Genomic DNA, 12,169 nt, shown 5'->3' with positions numbered 1-12,169 from the left:
GGCGGGACCGACCACTGACGCTCCGTCAGGAGCCGGCGGTTCCGGCCGGACGCGGCCGACGGTACGGCTTCACCGCACGGCGCGCGATGGCGAAGCGATGGGTCTCGGACGGGCCGTCATAGATCCGGAACGGCCGCACCTCCCGGATCAGTCGCGCCAGCGGGGCGTCCTCGGCCGAGATGCCCAGCGCGCCGCAGATCTGCACCGCCCGGTCGACGATCCGGCCCACCGCCTCCGCCACGAAGACCTTCGACACCGAGGAGAACTGCGCGGCACTCGCCGAGCCGTTGTCCAGCTCCCAGGCGGTACGCAGGATCAGCGCGCGGCTCGCCTCGATGTCGATCTCGGAGTCGGCCACCATCTGCTGCACCATGCCGAGATCCCCCAGCAGTGAACCGAAGGCCTCGCGGGTCCCGGCGCGCTCCAGGGCGACGTCCCGGGCGCGGGTCGCGGCGCCGAGCCAGCGCATGCAGTGCGTCAGCCGGGCGGGACCGAGGCGGACCTGCGCGTTCTCGAAGCCCCGGTGCACCTGGCCGAGGACCTGGTCCTCGCCCACCACGCATTCCTCGAACACCACCTCGCTGTGCCCGGCGAAGAGGCTCTCGTCCAGCGTGTGGATGTTCCGGACGATCCGCATGCCCGGGTTGCCGGCGTCGACGAGGAACATGGTGGCGCCGCCCGAGCCGCCGGGGCTGCCGTCGGTGCGGGCCATCACGATGGCGAAGTCGGCGCCGCTGGCCCCGGTGATGAACCACTTGCGCCCGTCGATGCGCCAGCCGCCGGGGACCCGTACCGCAGTGGTCCGCAGCGCGCGGGGATCGGAGCCGGCGCCCGGCGCCGGTTCGGTCATCGCGAAGCACGAGCGGTACTCGCCGGCGGCCAGCGGGCGCAGATAGCGGGCCTGCTGCTCCTCGGTGGCCACCTTCTCGAGCAGGTGCATGTTGCCCTCGTCCGGGGACGCGCAGTTCAGCGCCAGCGGGCCGAGCACGGAGTACCCGGCGGCTTCGAACACCACCGCCTGCCCGCGCAGGTCGAGCCCGTGTCCGCCCCACCGCTTCGGGACGTGCGGCGCGAACACACCCGCCTCACGGGCCCCTTTCTGCAGGGTCTCCCGCAGGGCCTGCGGTGCGTCATGGACGGACCCGCCGCACTCACGCTCGGCCGGGATCACCACCTCGCGGACGAACTCGGCCGTGGCCTCGGCGAGCCGGGCGACTGACGGATCGACATCGAACTGGATCGGCATGGTTCCTCCGGCCGACAGGCGTACGGGCGCCAGTGCCCGTCGCATCGCCGAAACTGTACAACGGGTCAAGTATCTCGCCCACCTTGTGAGCGAAGAATGCTGTGCGGCATGGGTCACTCGACGAGAACGGAGAGCACCCCATTGCCGAAACTGTAGAGCGGGCCCAGTATGTGAGCGCCCTTCCCCAGCAGTTCTCCACGACAGGAGAAACCTCCGATGAGCACCCAGCCGGTCCGGGTCGTCCGCCACTCCGACGGAGTCGTCGAGCTGTTCCTGGACGACCCGGGCCGTGGAAACGCCCTGGATCTCCCGACCGCGGAAGCCCTGCGCGACGCGGCCGCCGACATCGCCGCGGATCCGGGCGGCGCCGTGCTGCTGCGGGCGGCGGGCGGGAACTTCTGCGTGGGCGGTGACCTGCGCGCCTTCGCCGGACGAGGGGCGGACACCGCCTCTTATGTGCACGCGGTCGCCTCCGCCGCGCACGAGGCCGTGCTGGCCTTGCACGAGCTCCCCGTACCCGTGGTGTCGGCCGTGCGCGGCGCGGCCGCGGGCGGCGGAATCGGGCTGGCCCTGGCGGGCGATCTCGTGGTGGCGTCCCGGTCGGCGCGCTTCCGGCTGGCGTACACGGCGATCGGGCTCACCCCGGACTGCGGCGCCTCGTGGATCCTCCAGCGGCTGCTGGGCCCGCGGCGGGCCGCGGACCTGATCCTCACCAACCGGGTCCTGACCGGCGAGGACGCCGAGCGGTGGGGGCTGGTGTCCCGGGTCGTGGAGGATGCCGAGCTGGACGACACGGCGTACCGGGCCGCCGCCGAACTGGCCGCCGGCTCCGGTGCCGCACTGCGGGCCGCGAAGGCGTTGCTGCGGGCGGGCGCCGAGGCGCCGCTGGAGAAGCAGCTCGCCGAGGAGGCCCGCTCGATCGCCACTCTGGCGGGCGGCGCGCAGGCCCAGGGCGCGATGGAGTCGTTCCTGGCCGCCCGGTCTCGCGGCAGGGCACCTTCCCCGCTGTCGGCACCGGAGAACTCGCAAAGTGTTTCTTGAGTACCTCTTCACTAACAGGGCCGCTCGGGCGTAACCTCCGGGCAACACAGATCGCGGTTCCCTGCGACGTCCCACCCATCGCAGTCCCTGCGACCCGGCAACTGTCGCCGCGCGGCTTGAGCCCGCGCCCCACAAGAAGGTGTGGAGATGCATTCTGCTGCCGCGGAGCGGACAGACACGCTCGACAAGTCCCTCACCGACGCCGTTATCGACCTCGTCCTGCGCGGCATGTGGCGCGGTGTGCCGGAGGACCGGTACCGCCCCCTGGTCGACGCCGGGCTCGCCATGGTGAAGGGCCCGATGGTCCTGCCCACCGAGTACGCCAAGACCTCCGCGGCCAAGATGCTGCGCATCCCGGCGGGCTCCGAGCTCCAGGACCAGATCAACGCGGTCTACGAGGCGTTCCTGCCGGTCAACCGGAAGGTGCGCGAGGTCTGCACGGCCTGGCAGTGCCGCCCGGACGGCAGCGTCAACGACCACACCGACAGCGTCTACGACGCCGAGGTGCGCGAGATGCTGGAGGACGTGCACGAGGCCATCCAGCCGGTGCTGCGCAGGCTGGAACGGCTGCTCGCGGGCAGCGGCCGGTACTTCACCGGCCTGGAGGAGGCGCTCGACCGGTTCGACGACGGCGGCGCCCAGTGGCTGGCCTCCCCGCTGTGCGACTCGTACCACACCGTGTGGATGCGGCTGCACCAGGAACTGCTGCTGGTCCTCGGGATCAGCCGGGCCGACGACGAGGCCCTCGAGGAAAAGCTGGTTCGAAGGAGCCGAGGTTGAGCGTCACCGACCGACCCGCGGGCACTGTCGCCCAGCCGCAGGCCCACCCCCAGCCGACGCAGGTCCCCGGCCTCACCCTGGTGCCGTACGGCCAGGGACGGATCCGGGGACTGGACGCCGATGGGCTGGGCGCGCACGGCCTCGCGATGGACCGGCTGGTGGCCCTCGGGCTGCCGGTGGTCCCGGGGCTGACCGTGCCCGCGGGCTCCGCGCAGACGTTGGGCGAGCCCGGCACCGCGCGGGCGGCCGTCGAACTCGTCGAGCAGCTGTCGGGACGCCGGGTCGGCGACGCCGCCCGGCCGCTGCTGCTGCGGCTGTCGGCGAGCGCGCCCGGCGAGGTCGCCGGGCTTCCGCCCGACCTCGCCTGCCTCGGCGCCACCCCGGGCAACGCCGGGGACCTGTGCGCCGTCATCGGCCGCGCGGAGGGACTGTACGAGGCGTGGGCCGCCACGGTCCGGATGATCGCGGAGTACGCCCTCGACATCCCCGCCGCCGTGCTGGACGACGCCCTCCTCGACGCCCCCGAGCCCCGCGACCGGGTCGAGGCACTGCTGTCCCTGGTCGCACGGCACGCCGAGCGGCCCTTCCCCGACGACCCGGCCGAGCAGCTCGCCCTGGCCGCCCGGGCGGTCCTCGCCCGCTGGGACTCACCGCGCGCCCGAAGGTCGCGCAGGGCCCAGAAGCTCCCGGCCGACCTGGGCATCGCCCTGCACGTACAGGCGCTGCGCATCGGCCCCTCGGACCGCTCCGGCTACGGCACGGCGGTCAGCCGCCACCCCGAGACCGGCCGTTTCGCGGCCGAAGGACTGTTCTTCCGGGGCGTACGGCGCAGCGCACCGCCCCCGCACACCGGCGAACCACTCAAGAAGCTGACGGCGGGCACCACCCTCCTCGAACATTCGCTGCTCACCCTCGAGCGCCATCTGCACGCACCGGTGTCCGTGGACTTCGAGGTGCGTGACGGCGAGATCTCCCTGCTCGCGGCCTCCGTGCAGAGCCGTCCGCCGCTGCGCGCCTCGGTGTGCCTCGCCGCGGACCTGGCCCGGGACGGGGCGCTGGAGAAAGAGGACGCGGTACGGCGGATCTCTCCCGCGCAGGTGCAGGAACTGCTGCACCCGCAGCTGAAGCTGACCGGCGACGAAGACCTTCTGGTCCGCGGCCTGCCCGCGTCCCCGGGCGCCGCGACCGGTGTCGTCGCGCTCTCCAGCGAACGCGCCCTGGAGCTGGCCGCCGAAGGCACCCGGGCCGTCCTGGTGATGCACGAGACCTCACCGGCCGACGTCCCCGGCATGCTGGCCGCCACCGCGGTGCTGACCGGCAGCGGAGGCATCGCCTCGCACGCGGCCGTGGTGGCACGGGGCGCCGGCACACCGGCGGTGTGCGGTGCCGAGGGCCTGCGGGTCGACCGGACGGCGGGCACGGTACGGATCGGGGACCGGCTTCTGCGCGAGGGCGACCCGGTGTCCCTCGACGGCCGCACCGGCGCCGTCTACGCCGGAACGCTGAGCGTCAGCGTCGCCGGACCGCCGCCGGAACTGTCCACCCTGCTGGAGTGGGCCGACGACGTACGGCGGCTCGGAGTACGGGTCAACGCCGACACCGCGGCGGAGGTGAACACCGCCGTCGCCCTCGGCGCGGAGGGTGTGGGCCTGTGCCGTACGGAGCACCAGTTCCTCGGCGAGCGGCTGCCGCTGATCCGCAGTGTCATCCTGGCCGCCGACCCGGAGGCCCGCGACGAGGCGCTGCTCGCCCTGGAGCACGCGCAGCACGAGGACTTCAAGGCGCTGCTTGCCGCGGTCGGCGACCGCCCGGTCACCGTGCGCCTGCTGGACGCGCCGCTGCACGAGTTCCTGCCCGCTCCCGGCGAGGCCGAGGCCGCCGGTGACACGGCGGCGGAGCAGCGCGCCGCGTCACTGCGGGAGGCCAACCCCATGCTCGGGCTGCGCGGCGTACGTCTGGCGCTGCTGCACGAGCGGCTGTACCCGGCGCAGGCCGAAGCGCTCTTCTCCGCCTGGGCCGATGTCGCCGCGACCGGCGTCCGGCCCCAGCTGGAGGTGATGATCCCGCTGGTCAGCATGCCCGAGGAGCTGGAGGCGGCGGCCGCCTTCGTCCGTGACGCCGCCGCGACGGTGGCCGCCCGTACCGGCATCGAGGTGCCGTACCGGTTGGGCACGATGATCGAGACTCCGCGGGCCGCCCTCATGGCCGCCGAACTCGCCGAGCACGCCGAGTTCTTCTCCTTCGGCACGAACGACCTCACCCAGCTCACCTACGGCTTCTCCCGGGACGACGTGGAACGCCAGGTGCTCGCCTCGTACCAGGAGCGCGGGTTCCTCACCGCGAGCCCGTTCGCCCGGCTCGACCCGCACGGGGTCGGCGCGCTGATCGCCCTGGCCGTGGAGCGGGCGAGGCGGGTGCGACCGGACATCAAGCTCGGCGTGTGCGGTGAGCACGGCGGGGACCCCGAGTCGATCGCGTTCTGCGACGACCTGGGACTGGACTACGTCTCCTGCTCCGCGCACCGCGTGCCGGTCGCCCGCATGGCGGCGGCGCACAGCGTGCTGCGCGGGCGTGGGAGCGAGCGGAACAGGACAGCGACATGACCACAGTGACCGGCCCCGCCGGCGAAGTGACCGAGACCTCCGAGTCCGAACTGGAGGACCTGCGCGAGACCGTACGGTCGGTGTGCGCGGACGCGGGCGGCATCGCGGCGGTGCGCTCGCTCGACGAGCACTCCCCCGGCACCCACGCCGACCTGTGGGACACCCTCGGGCGGCAGGTCGGCCTCGCGGCCCTCGGCCTGCCGGAGGACGTCGGAGGCATCGGCGGCCTCGCGGAGATCGCCGTGGTCTGCGAGGAACTCGGCAGGACCCTGGCGCCGGTGCCCCTGCTGTCCTCCACCGTGCTGGCCGGGCAGGTGCTGGCCGGCTGCGGCACCGCCGCACAGCCGCTGACGGAACTGGCCGAAGGCCGCGAGCACGCACTCGCGGTGGTCGCGCCCGACGGCGTCTGGCGGCCGGGCGCCGTACCGGTGGGGGTCACCTGGCGGGGCGGCGTCGCGGTGCTGGACGGCACCGCGCCGTTCGTCCTGTCCGGGGCCGACGCCGAGGTTCTGGTGGTCGCGGCCGCCGGTCCCGACGGCGTGGACCTGTTCCTCGTCGACCCGCGCGAGCCGGGCGTGACCGTCCGCCGGGTGCCCACCCTGGACCTCAGCCGCGGCCAGGCGGTGGTCACCTTCACCGGTGCCCGGGCTCGTGCACTGACCGCCGGGGGCGAGGGGACGGAGGTCGTCACCCGCGCCCTGGACACCGCCCTGGTGGCGCTGGCCGCCGAGCAACTCGGCGGTGCGCAGGCGGCGTTGGACATGACCGTGGCGCATGTGCGGGACCGTACCCAGTTCGGCCGGGCGCTCGGCAGCTTCCAGGCGGTCAAGCACACCTGCGCTGACATGCTGCTCCAGGTGGAGTCCGCACGGTCTTCGGTGGTCCGGGCGGTCCGTGCGGCCGGGTCGTCCCCGGAAGCGCTCGCGGAGGCCGCCGCGGTGGCTCAGGCCTGGTGCGGCGAGGCGTTCACCTTCGTCGCGGCGGAATGCGTCCAGCTGCACGGCGGCATGGGCTTCACCTGGGAGCACGACGCGCACCTGTACTTCCGGCGCGCGCAGTCCGACGCCGTACTGCTGGGCGGTGCCGCGCACCACCGGGAACGGCTCGCCGGACTGCTGGGCTGGTAGCCCGCAACCAGTAGCCGGATGCCCGTAGCCCGTTGCCCGTAGCCGTTGCCCGTAGCCGTTGCCCGTTGGCGACAAGAGGACAGGACGTCAGCGTGACCACCAGACTCATCGGCGAAGGTCTCTTCGACGGCGCCGATCCCCCGCGCCTCGTGGGGGCGCGCTGCTCCGGATGCGGCACCGTCGTCTTTCCCCGGCAGTACTCCTGCCCCAGGTGCTCGGACGGGACCATGTCCGCGCACCCCCTGCCGACAAGGGGCCGCGTGTGGTCGTGGACGCTGCAGGCGTTCCCGCCCAAGCCGCCGTACCGGCAGCCGGCCGGTGGCCACGAGCCGTATCACGTCGGCTATGTGGACCTCGGTGAGGTGCTGGTCGAGGCGCGGCTGGAGGTGTCCCGCCCGGAGGTACGGATCGGGCTCCCGGTCCGGCTCACCACGGTGCCCGCGTATCAGGACGAGGACGGGACCGACGTGCTGACGTTCGCGTTCTGTCCGGATGTGCGGTCGGGAGGACAGCGATGAGCCGGGACGACGACATCTACGTGGTCGGATGCGGAATGCACCCCTTCGGCCGCGACGAGTCCGTCACCGGGATGGACATGGCGGTACGGGCGGTACGGGAGGCGCTGGCCGACGCCGGTGTCGCCTGGGAGGACATCGGCTACGCGGCGGGCGGCTCCGACGTGTCCGGCAAACCCGACACGCTGGTGGGCCGACTGGGGCTGACCGGTGTGCCGTTCGTCAACGTGCAGAACGGCTGCGCGACCGGCGCCTCGACGGTGCTCGCGGTGGCCAACGCGCTGCGGGCGGGCGAGGCGTCGCTGGGGCTGGCCGTGGGCTTCGACAAGCACGAGCGGGGCGCGTTCCATGTGTCGGCGGCCCGTTACGGTCTCCCGGACTGGTACGCGGAGACCGGGATGATGCTGACGACCCAGTTCTTCGCCCTGAAGACGCAGCGCTACCTGCACGAGCACGGAATTCCGGAGCGGGCGCTGGCGATGGTGGCCGCGCGTGCCTTCCGCAACGGCTCCCGCCATCCCCTGGCCTGGCGGCGCAAGGAGCTCACGGAGGAGGAGATCCTCCACTCCGCCGAGGTGAGCCCGCCGCTCACCCAGTACATGTTCTGCTCCCCGGGTCAGGGCGCTGCCGCGCTGGTGCTGGCCCGCGGCGACCGCGCGTTCGACCTGTGCGAACGGCCGGTGAAGCTGGCCTCGTTGGCCTTCCGGACCAGGCGGTTCGGCTCGTTCGAGGTGTTCTCGCCCTGGCTTCCGCCGGGACCGCACCGCAGCCCCAGCGTCGACGCGGCCCAGGCGGTGTTCCAGGGGGCCGGTCTGCGGCCCGCCGATGTGCAGGTGGCCCAGTTGCAGGACACCGACAGCGGCTCGGAGTTGATCCACCTGGCGGAGACCGGGCTGTGCGGACACGGCGAGCAGGAGCGACTGCTGGCCGCCGGAGACACCGACCCCACGGGTCGGATCCCGGTCAACACCGACGGCGGGTGCCTGGCGGGCGGCGAACCCGTCGGCGCCTCGGGGCTGCGCCAGTTCCATGAGGTCGTACGGCAGTTGCAGGGCCGCGCTCCGGGAGTCCAGGTGCCGGGCGGTCCCCGAGTGGGCTTCACCCATGTGTACGGGGCGCCCGGGATCAGCGCGTGCGCGGTACTGACGGTCTGAACGGCGCACCTCCCGTGCCGGCAGACGGAGAACCGAGGAGAACCGCCATGAGCGAGAACAGAACCGCCCTGGTCACCGGTGGTGCGCGGGGGATCGGCGCGGAGATCTGCCGACAGCTCGCGGGCCGGGGGCTGCGGGTCCTGGTCGGGGCCCGGAAACGGGAGGCCGCCGAGGAGGTGTGCCGGTCCATCGGCCCTGCGGCGCTGCCGCTCGCCCTGGACGTGGGTTCCGCGCGGAGTGTGAGCGAAGCGGTGCGCGAGGCCGGGGAACTGGTCGGCGGCGGGGGCGGAATCGACGTACTGGTGAACAACGCCGGGGTGTCCCTGGACGGCGACCTGCGGCCGCCGTACCTCGACGAGGACGTCCTGCGCGCCACGCTGGACATCAACCTCGTGGGTGCCTGGCGCATGGCCGAGGCGGTCGTCCCGGGCATGGTGCGGGCCGGCTACGGGCGGGTGGTCAACCTCACCAGCTCGTACGGCTCGCTGGCGCTGATGGACTCCGGCCGGCGCCCGGCCTACCGCGTCTCCAAGACCGCGCTCAACGCCCTGACCCGGATGCTCGCGGGCGAGTTGGCCGGCACGGGCGTCCTGGTCAACGCGGCCGACCCCGGCTGGACCCGCAGCGGCATGGGCGGCCCGGCCGCCCCGCGCGGGCCGGAGGAGGGCGCGGACACGCCCGTCTGGCTGGCGACGCTGCCGGAGGGCGACGGGACGACGGGCGGGCTGTTCGCGGAACGCAGGCCACTGCCCTGGTGAACCAGGGGGACGCCGGCCCTGCCCGCTCGCGTCAGGCCGTGGCCGCCGACTCGGTCTTCTGGTCGGCCGCGACGATGCGCAGTGCCAGCGACCTGACCGCCTCCTGGACGGACCCGGACGGCATCCGGGACAGCGGCCCGCCCTCGGCGCGCAGCGCGGTCACGAGGATGGTCGTACTGATGAACGTGCGGACCGCGAGCGCCTGCGAGGCGTGCCGCGCCTTGGCCGCCCGAGGACTTCGGGCGGTGCTCTCGGGCAGATAGTCGTACGCACGCTGGATGTGCCGCTGCTCGAACTCGTCGCGCAACAGCTTGATGGTGCCGTTGGCGGAGGCGATCTGGACCTGGTAGAGCCGGGCCTCGTCCGGGTTCTTCTCCACCCAGTCCCACACGGCGTCGATGGTGCGGATCAGGCCCTCGGCGTCTCCCGGCTCGGTGTCCGGACGGGCCGTCTCCACTACGGTGTTCAGCTGGTCGAAGACCCGCCGCATGGCGAGTTCGAGCAGCTCCTCCTTGCCCGCGAAGTGGTAGTAGACGGCCGTGGGCACCACCTGTGCCTCGTCCGCGATGTCCTGCACACTGGTCTCCGCGAAGCCGTTGCGGCCGAACACCCGGACGGCGGCGCTGATGATGTGCTGACGTCGTGAGGGACGGTGGGCGGGCTGCTTGCCGTTCGTGGTGGCCATCATGCTCCCTGGCGGTTGCCGCGACCGGTGCCTGTGAGCCCCGGTGTACTGACCATGCTATCCAGTTACTCCCGCAGGTCGAGCCCGTAAACCCTGCTACCGCGTGGCTCTGGAGTACCAAGGTCACGGCATACTTGACACCATGACTACATCCGGAACCCGCGCAGCTCACCGCCCGTCGCGCAGGCAGTGGGTGATCGAGGCAGCCACGGAGCTCTTCGCCACCCAGCCTCCGGACGAGGTGACCGTGGCGGACATCGCGGCTCGGGCGGAGATGACGTCGGCCGCGGTGTACTACCACTTCTCCTCCAAGGACCAGGTTCTGGTGGAAGGTATGCGGGTGTTCGCCGCCGCGCTGCGCGAGCAGGTGGAGACGCTCACCGAGGCGCACGAACCCGGCGCGGACATCGGCCCGACCGTCACGGCGCTGGTGGTCTGGCTGGGTGAGCACCGGTCCGCCGCGACCGTCTTCTTCGTCTCCTCGGCCGGCATGAGCCAGGAGGCGGAGACGCTGCGGCACGAGATCCGGACGCAGTTGCTGGAGGAACTGGTACGGCTGATCCGCAAGGGCCGTGAACCGGTCACGGACGCGGAGGCGGCGGTGATCGGCCTGGGGGTGCTGGCACTGCTCGAAACCGCGGCGGTCTCGCAGGTCCGCGGGGACGACGTCTACCGCTCCCTCGGACACCGTTCCTTCCTCCGCGAGGTCGGCCGTCTCGCCGAGCGGATCGCCGATCCGGCTGCCGAGTAGCCGACGCGGACAGGGCCCGGACACAGCGGGCCGCGCCCGCCGACCGGATGGGTGGGAAACGGTCGACGGGCGCGGAGTCGGGTCGGGGAGGCCGTCAGACCAGAAGCCGCAGCGGTTTCCGCAGCAGCTCACCGACCGTGCGCAGATACTCGGCCGCCGGCGCCCCGTCCACGGCACGGTGGTCGAAGGTGAGGCTGAGGGTGAGCACCTGGGTGCGTCGCGGTTGGTCGTCGACCCACTCGACGCCGTCCCTGAGCCGGCCCACGCCGAGGATGGCGACATTGCCGGGGTTGATCACCGGGGTGAAGAAGTCGACGCCGTAGCCGCCCAGCGAGGTGACGGTGAACGTGGCGCCTTCCAGCAGCACCGGGGAGATCCGGCCGGATCGGGCGTTCTCCGCCAACTCCCTTGATCTCCGGGCCATTTCGGGCAGCGGCAGCTCCACCGCTTCCTCGATCACCGGAACGAGCAGGCCGTTCGGCACCGCTACGGCGAACCCGAGGTGGATGCCCTCGTAGAGGTGAACGCCGTCCTCGAACACCCCCGCGTTGAGCAGCGGGTGTTCCCGCAGTGCCAGCGCGGCGGCCTTCATCAGGAAGTCGTTGAGGCTCGGCACCGGCAGGTCGCCGCCGGCCCACTCCTGCTTCACCTGGGCCCGCAGAGCCACGACGGCGTCCATCCGCACCTCGTAGCCGTGCGTCAGCTGCGCCATCTCCTGCAGGCTGGCGTGCATCCGGCGGGCGATGACGCCGCGCATCCCGGTGAGCGGGATGACGTCCCCGGGCCGTGGCGACGCGCTGGCCTGGCGGGCCGCCGCCGGAGTCGGTGCCGGTGCTTCGGCCGGGGTGAGGGCGTCGAGGTCGGCCCGCCTGATCCGCCCGCCGGCACCTGTGGGGCGTACGTCCGCGAGGTCGATGCCCCGTTCCTTCGCCAGCCGGCGTACCAGGGGGGAGGTCGGAGTCACCGGGTCCGCCCCGAGGACGGCAGGCGGCTGTGCCGCCTGCCTGAGCAGGTACTCCTCCACGTCCTCGGAGACGATCCGGCCGCCGGGCCCGGTCCCGCGCACGGCGGTGAGGTCGACACCGGTCTCGGCCGCCACCCGGCGGGCGTTCGGGGAGGCCAGGAGCCGGCCTGTCGGGCCAACGGAAGCAGTGGTGCCGACCGGCGACGGCGCCACGGAGGCGACACCCTCGGCGGCCGGCACCGCCTCCGAGCCCAGGGACCCGGGCCCGGCGGGCATCGGCGCGCCCCCCGGGCCCGGCGGCTGCTCGCCTTCGGCCAGCAGCCAGCCAATGAGCGCCCCGGCCGGAAGGGTCGCCCCGGCCTGGACGGCGGGGTGGAACAGTCCCCCGGCCTCCGCCTCGACATCGACGTCGACCTTGTCGGTCGCCAGCCGCAGCAGCGCTTCGCCCTCCGCGACGAAGCCGCCGGTCGGCACGAGCCACTCGTCGATCGTGCCTTCCTGCATGGTCAGGCCGATCTTCGGCAGCAGAACCTCGACCGCCACTA

At 72.9% G+C, this 12,169-nt stretch carries 11 protein-coding genes; 8 read left to right on the top strand and 3 right to left on the bottom strand.

Going from position 1 to position 12,169, the window contains the following annotated elements; all coding sequences use genetic code 11:
- Window positions 1-25 precede the first annotated feature (25 nt).
- Window positions 26-1,246, bottom strand: coding sequence for an acyl-CoA dehydrogenase family protein (locus tag KUM49_RS19455; RefSeq protein ID WP_217238260.1), 1,221 nt, complete (start codon window positions 1,244-1,246; stop codon window positions 26-28).
- A 216-nt stretch (window positions 1,247-1,462) separates the two neighbouring features.
- Between KUM49_RS19455 and KUM49_RS19450 the strand changes: the two genes are divergently transcribed.
- From KUM49_RS19450 to KUM49_RS19420, 7 genes are all read left to right on the top strand, one after another.
- The gene (locus KUM49_RS19450; protein WP_217238122.1) at window positions 1,463-2,287 is read left to right on the top strand and encodes an enoyl-CoA hydratase/isomerase family protein; all 825 of its coding nucleotides are present in this window, start codon (window positions 1,463-1,465) and stop codon (window positions 2,285-2,287) included.
- 147 nt (window positions 2,288-2,434) lie between these two features.
- Window positions 2,435-3,067, top strand: coding sequence for a hypothetical protein (locus KUM49_RS19445; RefSeq protein WP_217238121.1), 633 nt, complete (start codon window positions 2,435-2,437; stop codon window positions 3,065-3,067).
- On the top strand, window positions 3,064-5,670 hold the full coding sequence (locus tag KUM49_RS19440) for a putative PEP-binding protein (protein WP_217238120.1): 2,607 nt from the start codon (window positions 3,064-3,066) through the stop codon (window positions 5,668-5,670). The genes KUM49_RS19445 and KUM49_RS19440 overlap by 4 nt, the downstream gene beginning before the upstream one ends.
- Window positions 5,667-6,797: an acyl-CoA dehydrogenase family protein gene (locus tag KUM49_RS19435; protein ID WP_217238119.1), complete on the top strand. Its 1,131-nt coding sequence runs from the start codon at window positions 5,667-5,669 to the stop codon at window positions 6,795-6,797. The genes KUM49_RS19440 and KUM49_RS19435 overlap by 4 nt, the downstream gene beginning before the upstream one ends.
- Window positions 6,798-6,889: 92 nt before the next feature.
- Window positions 6,890-7,315, top strand: a complete 426-nt coding sequence (locus KUM49_RS19430; protein WP_217238118.1) for an OB-fold domain-containing protein — start codon at window positions 6,890-6,892, stop codon at window positions 7,313-7,315.
- Complete coding sequence (locus KUM49_RS19425; RefSeq protein WP_217238117.1) at window positions 7,312-8,466, top strand: thiolase family protein; 1,155 nt, start codon at window positions 7,312-7,314, stop codon at window positions 8,464-8,466. Before KUM49_RS19430 ends, KUM49_RS19425 begins: the two co-directional genes overlap by 4 nt.
- Before the next feature lie 47 nt (window positions 8,467-8,513).
- Complete coding sequence (locus KUM49_RS19420; protein WP_217238116.1) at window positions 8,514-9,224, top strand: SDR family NAD(P)-dependent oxidoreductase; 711 nt, start codon at window positions 8,514-8,516, stop codon at window positions 9,222-9,224.
- 31 nt (window positions 9,225-9,255) lie between these two features.
- Here the strand turns inward: KUM49_RS19420 and KUM49_RS19415 are convergent, their stop codons facing one another.
- Complete coding sequence (locus KUM49_RS19415) at window positions 9,256-9,912, bottom strand: TetR/AcrR family transcriptional regulator (protein ID WP_217238115.1); 657 nt, start codon at window positions 9,910-9,912, stop codon at window positions 9,256-9,258.
- Window positions 9,913-10,051: 139 nt separating this feature from the next.
- Between KUM49_RS19415 and KUM49_RS19410 the strand changes: the two genes are divergently transcribed.
- The gene (locus KUM49_RS19410; RefSeq protein WP_217238114.1) at window positions 10,052-10,660 is read left to right on the top strand and encodes a TetR/AcrR family transcriptional regulator; all 609 of its coding nucleotides are present in this window, start codon (window positions 10,052-10,054) and stop codon (window positions 10,658-10,660) included.
- Between the two features lie 94 nt (window positions 10,661-10,754).
- Here the strand turns inward: KUM49_RS19410 and KUM49_RS19405 are convergent, their stop codons facing one another.
- A complete protein-coding gene (locus tag KUM49_RS19405) occupies window positions 10,755-12,167 on the bottom strand; it encodes a 2-oxo acid dehydrogenase subunit E2 (RefSeq protein ID WP_217238113.1) in 1,413 nt (470 codons plus the stop codon).
- Window positions 12,168-12,169 lie beyond the last annotated feature (2 nt).

The sequence above is a fragment of the Streptomyces sp. AC555_RSS877 genome, assembly GCF_019049245.1.
Classification (GTDB): Bacteria; Actinomycetota; Actinomycetes; order Streptomycetales; family Streptomycetaceae; genus Streptomyces.
Note: the sequence above shows the minus strand (reverse complement) of the source record. Positions and strands in the feature narration are given on the sequence as shown.